15 protein-coding genes and 2 pseudogenes are annotated in these 17,248 nt (G+C 68.1%); 3 read left to right on the plus strand and 14 right to left on the minus strand.

The window, feature by feature from the left end:
* Positions 1-133 precede the first annotated feature (133 nt).
* The 3 genes from Q8814_RS17390 to Q8814_RS17400 all read right to left on the minus strand — a co-directional run bounded on the left by Q8814_RS17390 (position 134) and on the right by Q8814_RS17400 (position 2,789).
* Positions 134-1,201 carry an anti-sigma-D factor RsdA gene (locus Q8814_RS17390; protein ID WP_330153263.1) on the minus strand — a complete coding sequence of 356 codons (1,068 nt, stop codon included), beginning with the start codon at positions 1,199-1,201 and terminating at the stop codon, positions 134-136.
* Complete coding sequence (locus tag Q8814_RS17395) at positions 1,194-1,772, minus strand: sigma-70 family RNA polymerase sigma factor (protein WP_330153264.1); 579 nt, start codon at positions 1,770-1,772, stop codon at positions 1,194-1,196. Before Q8814_RS17395 ends, Q8814_RS17390 begins: the two co-directional genes overlap by 8 nt.
* A 123-nt stretch (positions 1,773-1,895) precedes the next feature.
* Positions 1,896-2,789, minus strand: a complete 894-nt coding sequence (locus Q8814_RS17400; protein WP_330153265.1) for a hypothetical protein — start codon at positions 2,787-2,789, stop codon at positions 1,896-1,898.
* 531 nt (positions 2,790-3,320) lie between these two features.
* Between Q8814_RS17400 and Q8814_RS17405 the strand changes: the two genes are divergently transcribed.
* A complete protein-coding gene (locus Q8814_RS17405; protein ID WP_330153266.1) occupies positions 3,321-3,614 on the plus strand; it encodes a WhiB family transcriptional regulator in 294 nt (97 codons plus the stop codon).
* Positions 3,615-3,742: 128 nt separating this feature from the next.
* Here the strand turns inward: Q8814_RS17405 and groL are convergent, their stop codons facing one another.
* Positions 3,743-5,359: a chaperonin GroEL gene (gene groL / locus Q8814_RS17410; protein ID WP_330153267.1), complete on the minus strand. Its 1,617-nt coding sequence runs from the start codon at positions 5,357-5,359 to the stop codon at positions 3,743-3,745.
* A gap of 88 nt (positions 5,360-5,447) precedes the next feature.
* Positions 5,448-5,749, minus strand: a pseudogene (groES, locus tag Q8814_RS17415) (co-chaperone GroES).
* Positions 5,750-6,074: 325 nt separating this feature from the next.
* Between groES and Q8814_RS17420 the strand changes: the two are divergent.
* The gene (locus Q8814_RS17420) at positions 6,075-7,667 is read left to right on the plus strand and encodes an Hsp70 family protein (RefSeq protein ID WP_330153268.1); all 1,593 of its coding nucleotides are present in this window, start codon (positions 6,075-6,077) and stop codon (positions 7,665-7,667) included.
* A gap of 33 nt (positions 7,668-7,700) precedes the next feature.
* On the opposite strand, the gene tsaD is transcribed toward Q8814_RS17420, so the two are convergent.
* Genes tsaD through glmS form a run of 8 tightly spaced genes read right to left on the minus strand, consistent with a single transcriptional unit; the run spans position 7,701 to position 16,051 of the window.
* Positions 7,701-8,738, minus strand: coding sequence for a tRNA (adenosine(37)-N6)-threonylcarbamoyltransferase complex transferase subunit TsaD (tsaD, locus tag Q8814_RS17425; RefSeq protein WP_330153277.1), 1,038 nt, complete (start codon positions 8,736-8,738; stop codon positions 7,701-7,703).
* A 17-nt stretch (positions 8,739-8,755) separates the two neighbouring features.
* Entirely contained in the window at positions 8,756-9,232 is a 477-nt protein-coding gene (rimI, locus tag Q8814_RS17430; RefSeq protein ID WP_330153269.1) for a ribosomal protein S18-alanine N-acetyltransferase, read from the minus strand.
* A complete protein-coding gene (tsaB, locus tag Q8814_RS17435; protein WP_330153270.1) occupies positions 9,229-9,900 on the minus strand; it encodes a tRNA (adenosine(37)-N6)-threonylcarbamoyltransferase complex dimerization subunit type 1 TsaB in 672 nt (223 codons plus the stop codon). The genes rimI and tsaB overlap by 4 nt, the downstream gene beginning before the upstream one ends.
* Positions 9,901-9,931: 31 nt before the next feature.
* Positions 9,932-10,432 carry a tRNA (adenosine(37)-N6)-threonylcarbamoyltransferase complex ATPase subunit type 1 TsaE gene (gene tsaE, locus Q8814_RS17440; protein WP_408015924.1) on the minus strand — a complete coding sequence of 167 codons (501 nt, stop codon included), beginning with the start codon at positions 10,430-10,432 and terminating at the stop codon, positions 9,932-9,934.
* Positions 10,401-11,459, minus strand: a complete 1,059-nt coding sequence (locus tag Q8814_RS17445; RefSeq protein ID WP_330153272.1) for an alpha/beta fold hydrolase — start codon at positions 11,457-11,459, stop codon at positions 10,401-10,403. The genes tsaE and Q8814_RS17445 overlap by 32 nt, the downstream gene beginning before the upstream one ends.
* The gene (alr, locus tag Q8814_RS17450; RefSeq protein WP_330153273.1) at positions 11,456-12,637 is read right to left on the minus strand and encodes an alanine racemase; all 1,182 of its coding nucleotides are present in this window, start codon (positions 12,635-12,637) and stop codon (positions 11,456-11,458) included. The genes Q8814_RS17445 and alr overlap by 4 nt, the downstream gene beginning before the upstream one ends.
* Positions 12,638-12,695: 58 nt before the next feature.
* Positions 12,696-14,141 carry an NAD(P)H-hydrate dehydratase gene (locus Q8814_RS17455; protein ID WP_330153274.1) on the minus strand — a complete coding sequence of 482 codons (1,446 nt, stop codon included), beginning with the start codon at positions 14,139-14,141 and terminating at the stop codon, positions 12,696-12,698.
* A 44-nt stretch (positions 14,142-14,185) separates the two neighbouring features.
* Positions 14,186-16,051 (minus strand): glutamine--fructose-6-phosphate transaminase (isomerizing), encoded by a 1,866-nt coding sequence (gene glmS / locus Q8814_RS17460; protein WP_330153275.1) that lies wholly within the window; start codon positions 16,049-16,051, stop codon positions 14,186-14,188.
* 69 nt (positions 16,052-16,120) lie between these two features.
* Between glmS and Q8814_RS17465 the strand changes: the two genes are divergently transcribed.
* The gene (locus Q8814_RS17465) at positions 16,121-16,966 is read left to right on the plus strand and encodes a dienelactone hydrolase family protein (RefSeq protein WP_330153276.1); all 846 of its coding nucleotides are present in this window, start codon (positions 16,121-16,123) and stop codon (positions 16,964-16,966) included.
* A 13-nt stretch (positions 16,967-16,979) separates the two neighbouring features.
* On the opposite strand, the pseudogene Q8814_RS17470 reads toward Q8814_RS17465, so the two are convergent.
* A pseudogene (locus Q8814_RS17470) lies at positions 16,980-17,248 on the minus strand (hypothetical protein); the annotation flags it as partial.

Below are 17,248 nucleotides of genomic sequence, written 5' to 3' on the forward strand. Positions count from 1 at the left end.
GAACGAGGCCCTGCCCGCCGATCCGTACGGCTTCGAGTCCCGACCCCTCCGAACCGCCGCAACGAAGTAAGGGCCCGCCAGCGATGCTGTCGGGCCCTTACTTCGTAGCGGTTGTCTCTCCGCCTGACCGGAGTCAGGAACTCGGAGCGGTCTCGACACTCCGGGTAATCGATTGGTCCTGCGTGGTCGACGCGGTGTCCGATGCCGACGCAGTCGTCGTCGGCGGTTGCGGCACCGTCGTGACGGTGGACTGCGTCGGCGGGGGTGTACCCGTGTTCGTCTCCGGAGCAGGCGCCGGACTGGTCGTCGGTGCTTCGGTGGGGGGCGGCGCGTCGAGAATCGTAGGATCCACCGGGGACGGTGCCGGCGAAGTCGGTGCCGGTGCCGGTGCCGGTATCGGCGAACCGTCGGGCGACGAGACGGGGGGAACGACGGTCGCCGGCGGAGTGCCGGGAGCCTGCGGCTCCTGCGGTGCCGGCGGCGCGGCCGGAGCGAGGGTCGGAAGCACGGGCGGGGGCGGCGGGGGCGGGAAGATCGGGGGTGGAGGAGGCAGGCTCGGGAGCCCCAGCTGGTTCAGTTCGCTGGAGAGCCGCTGCAGCCAGTCACCCAGTTCGTCGCGTTGACCGGCGTCGATGACAGCTGTGGACCGCGCCTCGGCCGATTCCAGCAGCTCCTGAGCGCCCGTGGTGTTTCCGTCGGCGATCATCTGTTCGGCCTGCTGAAGCGTCGACGTCGTGTCGATCCGCGCGACGGTCGACTCGGCCTGCTCGCTGAACACCACCGATTTCACGCCCCACAAGGGGTCGCCGGGTTCGGCACTGTAGGAGACGGCCGCAGCACCCCCGAGAGCGGCCACGATGAGCGCTGCCGCCCCGGCGATCGGGCGGAGGAGTCTGAGCTGAGTCTTCGATCGAACACGCCGAGTCGCGAGGGACTCACGCGCACCGAGTTCGCGATTGACCGCGGCGACGACCTCGTCGAGATCAGGCCCCGCAGGGAGCGGCTCGGCCAGAATCTCCGCGCGCCAACCGGCGAGCAGTGTGGCGAGTTCGTATTCCTCGGCAGATCGCGTTTCTACCGGTCCATCGCCCGAGATCGCATCGATGAGGGCGTCATCGCGGCGTACTGCGGCGATGTCCACGGGGGTGCCGTCGTCGGGGAGATCTTCGGCGTAGTCCCCCGAGTCGCGCTTTCTACCCATTCCGCTCACCTGCCCTCGTCACTTCCTTCTTCAACTTGGCAATGGCTCGATGCTGAGCCACTCGTATCGCACCTGCGGTACTGCCGACCGCGGCGGCCGTCTCTTCGGCCGACAACCCCATCACCAGACGCAGCACGAGGATTTCGCGCTGCTTCTCGGGAAGCGTGCCGAGCAGCTGTTTCATCTGCCGACTCGTCTCCGAGTTGAGTGCGTACTCCTCCGGGCTGTCGTCCAGCGACATCACCTCGGGAACATCTGCGACCGGATCCGCCCGATTCCGGGCGGCACTGCGGTGCGCGTCTGCAACCTTGTGAGCAGCAATGCCGTAGACGAACGCCATGAAGGGGCGCCCCTGGTCCTGATACCGCGGTAAAGCAGTCATCACAGCCAGGCACACCTCCTGCGCAACGTCGTCTGCGGAGAGCTGGCCGCGCTCCGCAGATCCGACCCGTGCTCGGCAATACCGAACGACCAAGGGCCGAACTCCTGCTAGAACTCGAGCGAGAGCAGCCCGATCGCCCTGCGCAGCCGCAGCAACGGCGGAGTCCAACTCCTCACCCATAACAGTCATCGATTGCGCATGTCCTGACGTTACAAGTGGCACTTCCCCCGGGCCGGGCGTGCTTCCACCTGGCAGTGGAACACCTCAAGACTAACGACCCCGCCCGACAGACCGAGGGCACCCCGCACCGAATTACGGTCGGATCGTTGTCAATAGGCCACCGCGATGTCTCACCAGCGCCGCGCACTCGTCACGCACAGCCGTCGCCCCCTCGTCTTGTGTCAAGCCGGTGACGAGCATCGCCGCCGCCCACCGAAGCGGAACGAGTCCGTGATACGCCGCTCGGTCGGCCACCTCACCCGCGAGCGCCAGCGCCGGAGCGGGATCCGCATCGCCGGTGAGAGCGGCCGCCCTCAACAGGTCGGATTTCACCTGGTGTCGCACCGATCCGTAGGCGCGGGCATCCTCGGCGGCGCGGGCGGCGGCGCTGCAGGCGGACTCGAAGTCGCCGGACGCCAGTGCCGTCTCCGCGGTGACCCATGCGTGACGAATTCGCTGTCGCAGCATCGGAACACCGTCGGATCCAGGCCTTTCGGACTCGCTCAGCCGATACGCACAACGGTCCAGTAACCGTCGGGAGAGGGCGAGCCGACCACATCCGAGCGCGTCCGCGGCCAATCCGGTAAGTGCGTCGCATTCGGCTTCGGAGAGCCGGCGGATGGTTGCCACGTCGTGCGCAGCCACGTTGCGTCCGGTGCGGGCCCCCGCAGCAAGCGCGAGCGCCCGCCCGTCGAATGTCGCAGCTTGCCGATGCCGACCCAGCTGACGCCACAGGGAAGCTTCGGTACTCGCCGCAAGGGAGGCCCATGCGCCGTCCGGGCCGGTGACGCGCCGGAATCGCGCCAACTCGGCGCGGGCGGCGCTGTAATAACCCTGCCCGCCCAGCGCCACCGCGCGCAGCCACTGTTCCTCACCGCTCCGAGCCGCAGGCAAGGGGTGCAAGCCCGGACTGGTTCCGAGAGCCGCGTCGGCGAGTACGCCCGGCGGGGCGGGAATGTCCTGCGGTGTTTCACTTGGTCGCGGCACCCGGGAATCATCGCATCCACGCCTCGTGGTAACACCACGGCATCCGGTCGGCGAGAAATACGCACCCACCGCGCAAGAACTCCCGAAGAATGAACAGGACAAGCGTCCAATTCGAGAACTTGAACATCCGGTTTAACGCATTGTTAATGAAATACATGCAGTTTGCATGTTTACCGTCGCGACTTCTGGGAACACAAAGGGACAACGAACAGTGAACAAGAAAGGAGTTTCTGCATCATAGGTGCAGCTCATGGAGTCAACCGCAGACCCTCGGCCGGTTCGGCGTTCTGGGAAATCGGGCACAGCCCGGGTCATAGCCAATCATGCGGCCGGCTCAAAGTAAATATTTCGTCGGTTAACTCTTGCTTTTCCTGTTATGGACTTGCCCACGTAAGAAAAGTATTGACGGGAATTCGTACCCGCTTTTACTGTGAACGAGCTTCAACGTTTAGATTGGGACGCGGACGGAATCACTTTCCGCACCACGGTTCGCTCGCCATCAGATGCGAGCACGCTGCAAAGGAGTGCTATATGCCTGCACCACACCACCTGCCCGGGCCCAATGCGGACCTCTGGGACTGGCAGATGCACGGCCGGTGTCGCGGTGCGGAGTCCTCCATGTTCTTTCATCCCGACGGAGAGCGGGGGCGCGCTCGCGCTCAGCGTGAAAGCCGCGCAAAGGAGCTGTGCCGCAGCTGCCCCGTCCTCACACAGTGCCGGGAGCATGCACTCGCCGTAGCCGAGCCCTACGGGATCTGGGGCGGTATGTCCGAGACCGAGCGCGAAATGTACGCGCGGCATCGCCGACGGAAGGTCGCCGTGTGAGGCGCGGCCCGACATCCCCGTCGCGACCGGAACGGATGTGAGCAGGTCCGGCAACGACGAAGCCCCGCGCGGAAGACTCCGCGCGGGGCTTTTGTCATGAGGTCCGGACCGGACCGGGATACCCGTGTCTAGTGGGCGTGCCCGTGGCCGTGACCGGCGTCGGCTTCTTCCTCACGCTTGTCGACGATGGCGCTCTCGGTGGTGAGGACCATGCGCGCGACCGACGCGGCGTTGACCACAGCCGAGCGCGTGACCTTCACCGGATCGATGACACCGTCGTCGATCAGATCGCCGTACGTGAGGGTCGCCGCGTTGAAGCCGTGTCCGCGGGTGCCTTCCACCACGTGTCCGACGACCACGGATCCGTCGAGACCGGCGTTGGACGCAATCCAGTAGAGCGGCGCCGTGAGGGCCGAACGGAGCACGGCCACGCCCGTTGCCTCGTCACCGGACAGCGAGTCCTCGAGTTCGGTGAGCACAGTGGACGCCTGGACGAGTGCGGAACCACCACCCGAGACGATGCCTTCTTCGATGGCCGCCTTCGCGGCGTTGACCGCATCCTCGACGCGGAACTTGCGTTCCTTGAGGTCGGTCTCGGTGGCTGCGCCGACGCGGATGACCGCGACACCGCCCGCGAGCTTGGCCAGCCGCTCCTCGAGCTTTTCGCGGTCCCAATCGGAATCGGTGGCCTCGATCTCACGACGCAGCTGAGCGGCGCGCGACTCGATGTCCTCGGCCGTGCCCGCACCGTCGACGATCGTGGTGGTGTCCTTCGTGACCACAACGCGACGCGCCGAGCCCAGCAGGTCGAGGCCGGCCTCCTTGAGCGTCAGGCCCAGATCGGAGTTGATCACGGTGCCCGCGGTCACGACGGCGAGGTCGTCGAGGAATGCCTTACGCCGATCACCGAAGTAGGGCGCCTTGACGGCAACGGCCTTGAGCGTCTTGCGGATAGCGTTGACCACCAGGGTGGACAGTGGCTCGCCGTCGATATCCTCCGCGATGATGAGGACCGGCTTGCCCGATTCTGCAATCTTCTCGAGCAGCGGCAGGAAGTCCGGCAGCGAGCTGATCTTCTCGCGGTAGAGCAGCACGAGGGCGTCCTCGAGCACGGCCTCCTGCGAATCGACATCGGTGACGAAGTACGGCGACAGGTAGCCCTTGTCGAACTGCACGCCTTCGGTCACGACGAGTTCGGTGTGAAGGGTGGACGATTCCTCGACGGTCACGACACCGTTCTCACCGACCCGGGTGAGCGCCTCTCCCACCATCTCGCCGATCTCCGCGTCACGCGAGGAGACGGTCGCGACCTGCGCGATGGCGTTCTTGCCCTCGACCGGGATCGCAGCGGCAATCAGGGCCTCGCACACCTTGTCGGCGCCCTTGGAGATGCCGATACCGAGGGAGATCGGGTTCGCACCCGCTGCGACATTCTTGAGCCCGGCCTTGATGAGAGCCTGGGCGAGCACGGTCGCGGTCGTGGTGCCGTCACCTGCGACATCGTTGGTCTTGGTCGCGACACTCTTGACGAGCTGGGCACCGAGGTTCTCGAACGGATCTTCCAGATCGATCTCACGGGCGATGCTGACGCCGTCGTTGGTCACCGTCGGACCACCGAACGCCTTGGCCAGGACGACGTGCCGCCCCCGCGGCCCGAGGGTGACCTTGACGGCGTCGGCGAGCTGGTCGACACCGCGTTCGAGTGCTCGGCGCGCGGTCTCGTTGAACTCGATTTGCTTGGACATTTTCTGCGACTACTCCTGGACTCGTATGTTCCACAACGGACTCCGCCCCGGGTCCGATTACGGGACTCCGGGGCGGAATGTTCGCGGCTTACTTTGCGACGACAGCCAGGACGTCGCGAGCCGAGAGGATCAGGTACTCCTCGCCGGCGTACTTGATCTCGGTTCCGCCGTACTTGCTGTAGATGACGACGTCGCCTTCCTTGACGTCGAGCGGGATGCGCTTGTCGCCATCTTCGTCCCAGCGGCCGGGCCGACAGCGACGACGGTGCCCTCCTGGGGCTTTTCCTTCGCCGTATCCGGGATGACGAGGCCGGAGGCAGTCGTCGTCTCGGCCTCGTTGGCCTGGACGAGGATCTTGTCCTCGAGCGGCTTGATGTTCACGCTCGCCACGATGAGCCCTCCACTTTCAGGGGTATTTGGGTCCGAGGCTCAGGACGTCCTCGGACTCGGGATTGTTCAGTCACCACGGTGACTCCGCGCGCCGCCCCGTCGTCGCGGGTGCCGGGCCAACGCTCGGTGTCACTAGCACTCTATACATGCGAGTGCCAGCGCTCAAGAGCAACGTCTGCTTACCCGTCCGCGTCCGCTCAGAGCGAACCTCACGCCTTCCATGTTACGGTTGGATAACGGAAATCGAGAGCGTTATCATTCGGTGACCTAAGGGGGTGCAGACCAGGCGCTCCGGGGTTCGATGATCGCGCACGAGAGGTAAACCATGCCCACGTCGCTAGGGATCTCCGTCGGAGCATCCGGTGTCGGCTCGGCTTCGATCGTCGATACAGCCGTCGGCCGCCACACCGAGTATCGGCGTCTGGCGCTCGAACCCGACCAGCATCGCGACCTCGGCGATCTCGTCTTCGACGCAATCTCACTCACCACGCGGATCGACGATCATCCCAAGCCGGAGACCATCACCGTCGCGTACCGCACCGACGAGCAGGCCGACGCGATTCGGGCCGCCGCAGTGCGAGAGGGACAGCTCGTTCGCCTCGTTCCCGAAACGACCGCGCTGTCGGCTTTCCTGCGCAGCCTGGAGACTCCCGTCCCGACCGGCGCCGCCGCCATCGCCGACGTCGGCGCATCCGGCATGACCGTTTCGGTTCTCGACCACAGGTCGGGCACGGTCCTGCGATCCTCACGGACCACCGAGATCAGCGGAGAAATCCTGGGGTCACGCATCTACGGCCATGTCCGGCGCGCCACGGACCGCATGCGCACCCGCATGCAGATCGATCCCGTCCTGCTCGCAGCACGCTGCCAGGGCGCACAGGAAGTTCTCACAACCGCCGACACGGCCCGGATCGACATCGGCGAAGCGGGTCCCGAGACATCGGTGACGCTGAACCGAGCCGACCTCGACACTCTCACCGCCGACCTTGCCGTGACCGCCGCGGAATTCGTGCAGCAGGTCTGCCGCGGGGCGCTACCCCGCCCTGGGTCGCTGACCCTGCTCGGAGGCGCTGCGGGCATGCCGTCGCTCGCCGCCGCACTAGGGGATACCTTCGACGGTCCCGTCGTGACCGTGCCCGAACCCGCGTCCGCGGCAGCGCAAGGCGCTGCGCTGCTCGGCGGTTCTCCTGAAATCTCGGGCTTTCCCCTCGTCGGAGTCACGGAGACACGGTCCGGCTCACGCATGCCGGGCGCGGTCGCCGTCGCATTGGTGGTAGCCGCGATCATCGCCGGCTTCGCCATGGAACGGTTCACCCCACCCCCCAACAACCCGCCGGTGTCCCCCGCCGGTACCTACGGGACAGTGCCCACGGAACAAGATCCGCCGGCGCCCACCGAAACCCGGATTCCGTCGCGCGACCCGGGCTCCTCTTCGGTCGACACACGCACCCCGGACGACAGCTACACCGCGCCGCTTCCGCTGTCGACCACCACGAGATCCCCGCACCGCGATACGCGCACCTCCGAGATGCCTCGACCGACAGTGACTCCGACACCGATCGACCAGGTGCCGACACCGGGTTCGATGCTCACTCCCGAGACCACGGAAGACGGCGATCCGACCCTGCCGTTCGTCATGCCATCCGAGCCGATTCGGACGGACCCCCCGCAACCGGATCCGACCGATCCGGCGGGCCCGACCACACCCACCGATCCGACGGATCCCTCCGACACGCCCGAGCCGACCGGGACGACAACGCCTGCGCCGAGCACCGAGACCTCATCTCTCGCACCGTCTCCGACGGTGCCCCCCACCACGACATCGCAGTCGGCGGCGCCGCCGTCGACCACCACGACCGGGTACCCCACCGTCACGGGCACGACGCTCGACAGCACTACGCTCGACGGCCCGATCTGAGACGCAAGCGCCGATCGACCCGACCCGCGCCGCTCAGGCCGGAACCTGGGACACCGACACCGGAAGACCGGGGTCGGTCACTACGGTGAGCGGCGACGGCTGCGCCCCACCCGCGATGAGGTGCGCCCCCAGCGCAGCAATCATGACCCCGTTGTCGGTGCACAACCTCGGACGCGGCACCCGCAAGGTCAGGCCGGCAGCGGCGCAACGTTCCTCGGCCAGCTCACGCAACCGGGTGTTGGCGGTGGCACCCCCACCGAGCACGAGAGTGTCGACACCGACATCTCCGGCGGCACGGACCGCCTTCATCGTCAACACGTCGGCAACAGCTTCCTGGAAGCCGGCCGCCACATCGGCGACAGGAACCGGATCACCGGCCCGCTGTTTCGCCTCGACGAACCGTGCCACAGCCGTTTTCAGACCCGAGAAGGAGAAGTCGTGACGCGCGTCGCGCGGCCCGGTCATCCCACGCGGGAAAACCACCGCGGTCCGGTCGCCCTCGCGCGCCATCCGATCGATTTCCGGGCCCCCCGGATATCCCAGCCCCAGTAGCCGCGCGACCTTGTCGAAGGCTTCGCCCGCAGCATCGTCCACCGTCGTACCGAGTTCGACGATCGGCTTTCCGATGTCTTCGACGTGCAGCAGATGCGTGTGCCCACCCGAGACGAGCAGTGCCACACACGGCGGCATCGGGCCGTGCTCGAGGGTGTCGACCGCGACATGCCCGGCCAGGTGATTGATCGCGTAGAACGGGACGTCCCATGCCGCCGCGTACGCCTTCGCCGCAGCCGCACCGACCAACAGCGCACCCGCGAGCCCGGGCCCGATCGTGACGCACACGGCGTCCGGTTTCGCGATACCCGCTGCCGCGAGCGCGCGACGCATGGTCGGAACCATCTCCTCGAGGTGTGCGCGGGAGGCGATCTCGGGGACCACACCTCCGAACCGGGCGTGCTCGTCGACGCTGGAAGCGACCTCGTCTGCGAGCAACTCGAGAGTCCCGTCGCCGACCCACCGGACGATCCCGACCCCGGTTTCGTCGCATGAGCTCTCGATCCCCATTACGGTCATGCCACCGGAAACCCGGGTCATCTTTCCCGCTCCTCTCGCCGATCCGGCCGGCGCATCGTGTACGCGTCTGCGCCGCTCGGCTGGTAATAACGTTTTCTGGTACCGACGGTTTCGAAACCTTCGCGGCGGTAGAGCGCGATCGCGGCATCGTTGTCGGTGCGGACCTCGAGGAACACCGGGCCGCCCCAGCGATCGGCAGCGCGCAGGAGTTCGGCGAGCAACGCGCTGCCGATCCCGCAGCGCCGCACGTCCGGGTCGACGCCGATCGTGTGGACCTCCGATTCGGGGTCCATTCCGGTGCCCAGGCGTGCGAGACCGGCGTAGCCGACGAGCCGTCCCTCGCTCCGCGCGGCAATGTAGTAATTGTGCGGCGACGACAACTCGGCACGGAAAGCATCCGCACTCCACGGATCGTCGCCCGGAAACAGACTTCGCTCGAGTTCTGCGCACCGCTGCACGTCGTCGGAGCGAAGCGCGTCGATGAGCACGCTCATTTCCGGCGATCCGCGGTCGCCACGGCGTCGGGCCGGCGCAGGTACAGCGGAACCAGCGGTTCGGGTACCTCGCGAGCGTGCAGCCGGTCGGCGGCGACCGAAACCAGACCCGCGACAGACGGAGTGTGCACCGCCACCGCCGGCAGGTCGAACAATCCGGTATGTGCCGGCGACCCGGCGACCCGCACCGAGGGCTCCGCGGTGACCTCGGCCGGTTTGTGAACTGCAGGACCCTCCACCCGGCAACCGGCCACGTAGCGCGCCCAGTACACCTCGCGGCGGCGCGCATCGGTCACGACGAGCAGGTTCCCCTCCTCGCCCGTACCGTCACGCTCGACGTCGGCGGCGATCGCATCGAGGCTGCACACCCCGTACACGGGGATCCCGAGCGCGTCGCCGAACGCTGCCGCCGTCGCCATTCCCACCCGCAGGCCGGTGAACGGGCCGGGACCGACACCGACGACGACGGCCTCGAGGTCTGCGGGTGCGTACCCGGCCTCCGTGAGGCATTCGAGGATCTGCGGAGTGAGGACCTCGGCGTGCGCACGAGGATTGTCTGTGACCCGGACGGCCAATGTCTCGATCCGAGCGGCGTCACCGTCGTCGCGGAGACGGACGAGACCGGAGGTCACGGCGGGTGTGGAGGTATCGACGGCGAGCACGAGCACGATTGCCCAGCGTACCCGCCGAAGCCGACGGTCACCCCACCCAGGCCCACTCCGCTCTGCGCACGTCGGATTCGGGATCGCGGCGCAGCCGCACGCGCAGGTGCCGATCGGTGAGCTGCTCGACGAGACCTTCACCCCACTCGACGACCACGACGGTGTCCGTCAGGTCGGTGTCGAGGTCGAGGGCATCGAGTTCGTCGAGCGAATCTCCGAGCCGGTACGCGTCGACGTGCACGAGACCGACGGGAGCACCGTCGGCGCGGGGTCCGGGGCGGTGTTCGCGAGCGATGACGAAGGTCGGCGATGTCACGCGTCCCTGCACCCCCAGACCGGCGGCGATCCCGCGAGTGAGCGCGGTCTTGCCGGCCCCGAGGGGACCGTCGAGCACCACCAGATCGCCCGCATGCAGCTGCGATGCGAGTCGCCGACCGAAGGCTTCGGTGTCCTCGACCGTCGGTAGTTCGATGCGTTGCGCGACTCCGGTGCCGTCCTCGCCGATCTCAGACAATGGCTGCCCGCCGCTTCGATACATCATGAGCGAAGGCGCGCTGGATCAGCCGGTCCAGCGCACGGTCGACCACCTCCGGAAATTCCAGCTGGACGAGGTGACCGGCGCCCCGCACACGCTTGAGCTCGGTGCCCGGCAGCGCAGCCGCCAGCTCTTCCGAACTGGAGAACGGGATCACCATGTCGGCGTCGCCGCACAGCACGAGCGTCGGAACCCGCTCGAGAACAGGAAGGGCTGCGGACTCGTCGTGCAGTTCGAGGGTGCGAAGGAAATTCACGATGGTGAGCACCGACGTCTCGTCGAGCATTCGATCGGACAGCTCGACCAGGCGTGGGGCGACCACCGTCCCGTACGAAGCCGCCCGCAGGATCGGTGTCACCACTGCGCGCGCCATCCCTCGGGCGTGCTGCACGAACCCGGGCGCGGTACGCGCGGCGTACCGGAAGGCGTCGATCACCGGGTTCTCGAGGTTGCGTCCGATGCCGGTCTTGCTGAGTCCGGCCGCGGTGGTGGCCAGCAGCCCGACACCGACGATGCGCGACTCGAACAGGTCGGGGCGCTGCGCGGCGAGGGCGATGGCGCTCATTCCGCCCATCGAGTGGCCGACGACGACGACGGGACCGCGCGGTGCGGTCGCGTCGATGACACTGCCGAGGTCGCGGCCGAGCTGGGCAATGGTGCATGATCGGGAATTCGACGAGCCGGATTCGCCGTGGCCCCGCTGGTCGTAGAACACCATCCGGACATCGCGTCCCCACCGTTCCTGCAGGTGGCGGTATTGCAGATGCCAGGATTGCATGCGCAGGCAGTAGCCGTGGACGAAGACGACGGTCATCGGCGACAGGGACGATCCGGCTTCGCGCACCACGAGCGGGACGCCGTCTTCGGTGTTGACGATCCGCGTGGGCAGACGCAGGATCGCGTCGAAGTCCTCGTCCCCGTAGATCTCGTGAGCAGGCATCCCGGCCGTTCGTACCGCATACAGACCCGCAGAAGACGCGAGCGTCAGCAGACTGGCACCCAGCAGACCCATTCTGCTCAGAACAGTCATCGCTCTCCGCCTCCTTCTCGACCGACATAGGTGCGAACGGTGCGTCCTCCCACACCGGTAACGATCTCGTAGTTGATCGTGTCCAGCATGGCAGCCCAGTCCTGCGCGCCGGGTTCTCCGTGACGACCGTCCCCAAACAGCAACGCGGAATCGCCCTCGTTTACTCCGCCGCCGTCGGGACCGAGGTCGACGACGATCTGGTCCATGCACACCCTGCCGAGCTGGGGACACCTGCGACCACCGAGTTGCACCTCGATGCGTCCGCTGAGGTTGCGGCGGACACCGTCGGCGTATCCGACGGGCAGCAATGCCACCATCGTGTCGCGCGGAGCCACCCAGCGGTGGCCGTAGGACACCCCCGATCCTGCAGTCACCTTCTTCACGAGCGCCACCCTCGTCCGCAGTGTCATCACCGGCCGGAACCCCAGATCTCCGAGCTCCGGGATCGGCGTCAGCCCGTATATCGCAATTCCCGGCCGAACCATATCGAATCGCAGGTCAGGGCGGGTAACAGTAGCGGCGGAGTTGGCCAGATGCACCACCTGCGGGGTCAGCGAATTCCGACGCAGATCCGTCACGGCTTCGCGGAGGCGATCGCGTTGCTCGGCGTTTCCCGGGTGGTCCGGTTCGTCGCCGTGCGCGAGGTGGGAGAACACCCCGCGCAGCTGCACCGCCCCCTCTGCCTGCGCACGGGCCAGGTCATCCACGAAGTCCGCCCACTCGTTGCCCGCGATCCCGTTCCGGTTGAGTCCGGTGTCGACCTTGGCGGCGACCATCGCGGTCACGCCGGTCGCCCGGGCCGCTGCCACGACCGCAGCGAGGTGCCGTGGAGACGACACTCCGATCTCGATTCCCTGGGCGATGGCGGGAGCGAAGTCCGCGTCGACCGTGTGGAGCCACGACAGGATCGGCGCGTCGATGCCCGCCGCGCGCAGCTCGAGTGCCTCGCCGAGCGTCGTGACACCGAGTTCGCGGGCCCCGGCGGCGAGGGCGGCGCGGGCTACGGGAAGGACCCCGTGGTTGTAGGCGTCGGCCTTGACCACCGCCATCACCGCCGCACCGCCGGCGAACTCACAGAGGCGACGAACATTGTCGGCGACCGCAGTCAGATCGATCACCGCCTCCGCCTGTGGAAGGGAGCGGAGTGCGGAGTTCTGGGTCGATCGGGCCGTGGTCACAGTCCATAATCCTGCCACTGTCCCGTTCCGGCCCCTTTCGTAGGTCGCGTGTCGAGAATCACGATTCGGGCAGGTGCGCCCGCAGGATTCGCACCGCGGCACCCAGATGTGCCTGGATACCGCTCGCGGCGATCGGTGCGGCGGCCGCGCCGCCGCGGGCAGCGAGATTCGCTGCGAGCGCGTGTGCCCGCGCGCCCGCTGCAGCCGCGAGATCGGGCGCCATACCCGACGACATCAGCGCGCCCACAACGCCGGCCAGCACGTCTCCCGCGCCTGCTGTCGACGCCCACGATCCGCCCGCATCGTTCACGAACACATGCCCGTCCGGGCGGGCGATGAGCGTGGCCCGCCCCTTGAGCAGCACGTGTACCTGCCAGTCCGCGGCGAGCGCTCGCACAGCGGCAACCCGGTCGGTTTCGGGCCGGTGACCGGTGAGCCGCGCGAACTCTCCCGCGTGCGGAGTCAGCAGGGTAGGCGCGGCACGATGCCGTACCAGCGACGGATCGCGGGCGAGCACGGTCAGCCCGTCAGCGTCGACCAGTACCGGAAGATCGGTGGAGAGCACCTCCCGGAGGGTGCGGGCGGCCTCGTCGTCCGTGCCGCCACCCGGGCCCACGACCCAGGCCTGTGCCCGGCCGGCCGCGGCGAACGAGGACGCCGCCACCACCTCCGGGTAGCGGGCCAGGACCTGCGCTGCCGCACTGCCCGCGTATCGCACCATGCCGGACGTTGCGGCGACCGCACCCCCGGAACACAGCACTCCGGCACCGGGGAAACGGTCGCTGCCGGCGACGATTCCGACCACGCCCTGGCTGTACTTGTCGTCGTCGGCCTCGGGCACCGGCCAGACCGCACCGATCTCGGAGGGCTCTGCCGCGACCAGATCGGCGGGAGGAAGTTCCAGACCGATGTCGACCAATTCGACCCGCCCGCACCTCGCGGCAGCCAGTGCGTGCACCGGCTTGTAGGCACCGAACGCGACCGTGACATCCGCGGACACGGCGGGCCCGTCGACCGCACCGGTGTCGGGATCGACACCGCTGGGTGTGTCGACGGCTACGACGGGGGCCGTGATCGCCTCGACAAGTTCCGCGGCGGCCGGCCGCAGCGGTCCACGCCCGGAAATCCCGACGATGCCGTCGAGGACGAGATCCGGGTCGCCGAGCCGGTGGGGAGCCGCCGATACGGCCCGCCCACCTGCGGACCGCAATGCCTCGAGTCCGGCGCGGTGCGCCTTGTCGGGCGCGAGCAGCAGGGCCGTCACCGCGACACCGCGCTTGCGCAGGAACGCACCCGCCCACAGGGCATCGCCGCCGTTGTCTCCCGAGCCGACAAGCAAACTCACCCGTCGTCCCGCCACTGCCCCGGTGCGGGTACGCAGTTCACCGGCCACGACACCGGCCAGCCCGTACGCGGCCCGCCGCATGAGCGTGCCCTCCGGCAACGCCGCCAGCAGCGGTGCCTCCGCGGCACGCACCTGCTCACACGAGTAGTAGCTGCGCATCGGTCCTCCGCTGTGCTCGGCGTGGGCTGTCCGGCTGCCGGGCCCTATTCGACGGTGACGGACTTGGCGAGGTTGCGCGGTTTGTCGACGTCGTAGCCGCGGGCCTGGGCGACCTCGGCGGCGAAGACCTGCAGCGGCACGGTGGACAGCAGCGGCTGCAGCAGCGACGGCGAGGCGGGAATCTCGATGAGGTGGTCGGCGAACGGGCGCACCGTCTCGTCGCCCTCCTCGGCGATGACGACGGTCACCGCGCCGCGGGCCTGGATCTCGCGGATGTTGCTGAGCAGCTTGCTGTGCAGCACCGCCCGGCCCTTCGGCGAGGGCATCACCACGATGACGGGCAGCCCGTCCTCGATCAACGCGATCGGGCCGTGCTTGAGCTCACCGGCGGCGAAGCCCTCGGCGTGCATGTAGGCCAGTTCCTTGAGCTTGAGCGCCCCTTCGAGCGCGACCGGGTAGCCCACGTGCCGGCCCAGGAACAGCACCGCCGGTGAGTCCGCCAGCTCCCGCGCGAGCCTGCGGACCGGTTCCATCCCGGTCAGCAACTGCGCGATCTTGTCGGGCATCGCGGCCAGATCCTCGTACTCGCGGGCCACCTCGTCCGGGTACTTGGTGCCGCGCGCCTGCGCGAGCGCGAGCCCGACCAGCAGGTTCGCGGCCATCTGCGCGAGGAACGCCTTGGTCGAGGCGACCCCGATCTCCGGGCCGGTACGGGTATAGAGCACCGCGTCGGCCTCGCGGGGAATCTGGGCACCGTTGGTGTTGCACACCGCCAGCACCCGCGCCTTCTGGTCCTTCGCGTGCCGCACCGCCTCGAGCGTGTCGGCAGTCTCCCCGGACTGCGAGATCGCCACCACCAGCGTCGACCGGTCCAGCACCGGGTCGCGGTACCGGAACTCGGAGGCCAGCTCCACCTCGACGGGCAGCCGCGTCCAATGCTCGATGGCGTACTTCGCGACCAGACCCGAGTGGTAGGAGCTACCGCACGCGACGACGAACACCTTGTCGATGTCGCGCAGTTCCTGATCCGACAACCGCTGCTCGTCGAGCACGATCCGGCCGTCGACGAAATGCCCGAGCAGGGTGTCGGCGACCGCGCCGGGCTGCTCCTCGATCTCCTTGAGCATGAAGTAGTCGTGGCCGCCCTTCTCGGCGGCCGCCAGATCCCAGTCGATGGTGAACGGGCGGGTCGGCACGTCGGTGTTGCCGTCGAAGTCGGTGACCTCGTACCCGTCTGCGGTGATGACCACCACCTGGTCCTGGCCGAGCTCGACCGCGTCGCGGGTGAACTCGATGAATGCCGCCACATCCGAGGCGATGAACATCTCGCCGTCGCCGACCCCGACCACCAGCGGTGTCGAGCGGCGGGCGGCGATGATCGTGCCGGGATGATCGGCGTGCGTGAACACGAGCGTGAACGCACCCTCGAGGCGGCGCAGGACGCTGCGAGCGCTGCCGACGAAGTCGCCCGCGGTCGGGCCGTCCGCGTACGCCCGCGCCACGAGATGCACGGCGACCTCGGTGTCGGTGTCGCTGACCAGCTCCACTCCGGCCTTCTCGAGTTCCTCACGCAGCGGCGCGAAATTCTCGATGATGCCGTTGTGCACGACCGCGATGCGACCGGTGGCGTCGCGGTGAGGGTGCGCATTGCGGTCGGTGGGCCGGCCATGGGTCGCCCACCTGGTGTGGCCCATCCCCGCGGTACCGGCGAAGTGCTCCTCACCGACCTCGGCGAGCTCTGCTTCCAGATTCGCCAGTCTGCCCGCCTTCCGCTCCACGGCGAGGCCGCCACGACCGTCGAGGATGGCGATTCCGGCCGAGTCGTACCCGCGGTACTCCATACGCCGCAGTGCCTCCACCACGACGTCGAGAGCACGACGATGCCCGACATACCCCACGATTCCGCACATGGTTAGCAGGGTACTGGTCGGTCACCTGCCGACAACAATTCGTCACCTGGATCGGCTAACGTTCACGCCGTGGCTGCGAACCCGAAATCCTTGGCTCAGGAGCTCTCCAAACGCGGTCCGCACAGCGTGCTGCGCGGCGACCTGGCGCTCGCCGGTCTACCCGGTGTCGTCTATACCCCTGCCGAGGGGTTCAATCTTCCGGCGGTGGCGTTCGCGCACGGGTGGCTTACGGGCATCGGAAAGTACTCGGGTCTTCTCGAACACCTCGCCTCGTGGGGCATCGTGGCGGGCGCGCCCGGCACCGAACGCGGTCCGGTGCCCTCACCGCTCGGGCTCGCCAACGACCTCGACACGACCCTCGAGATCTGCACCGGGGTGCGACTGGGTACGGGACGCATCAGCGTGCACCCGGACCGGCTCGGATTCGTCGGGCACGGCATGGGCGCCGGTGCGGCCGTGCTGGCTGCCGGCCGGCGCGACGTGGCCGCGGTCGCGGCCCTCTATCCCGCCCCCACCTCGCCGTCGGCCGCTTCGGTGGCCCCCGGTGTCGACGCCCCCGGCCTGGTGCTCGTCGGCGAGAAGAGCCTCGGATCGATGAACAGCGACGCGGTCGCCGTCGCCGAGGCATGGGGCGGCGACGTGCAGCTGCGCGTTGTCGACAAGGCCAACGACGACGGTCTCGTCGAGGGACGCCGGCTTCTCGGCGCACTCGGCATCGGCGGTTCCGAGCGGCGCACCCAGCAGCGCACCCGCGCCCTGCTGACCGGCTTTCTGCTGCACACCCTCACCGGCGACAAGACCTACGCGATGTTCTCCGATCCGGAGACCGAGTTCCCCGGCGTCACCGCGATCACCGATTTCGACACCGTCGATCGCGAACTGGGCAGCCAGATCAACCAGCTTCTCTCGCCCTAGCGCTCCTCCGGATTCAGAGGGGGCCGGCCTCCGCGAGCACCACGCCGCCGTCGGCGGGTTCGTGCCGCTCCAGGGTGTCCGTCTCCGGTGCTGCGTCTGCGGTGGCCGGTCGCTGTGAGGCGGTGTCGTCGCGACGCCTGGGCAGCGCTCCGGTCACAATCGGCGGCACCGCCGAAGTGGGCGGGACGGTCGCGTCGGGTCCGGGCTCGGACCGGCCCTCAGACTCCGTGGCCAGTACGGGGTCGTGGTCGGGGTGGAGGTCGGGGTCGGGGTGGCAGTCGG

The sequence above is a fragment of the Rhodococcus chondri genome (genome assembly GCF_036327435.1).
GTDB classification, from domain to species: domain Bacteria; phylum Actinomycetota; class Actinomycetes; order Mycobacteriales; family Mycobacteriaceae; genus Rhodococcus; species Rhodococcus chondri.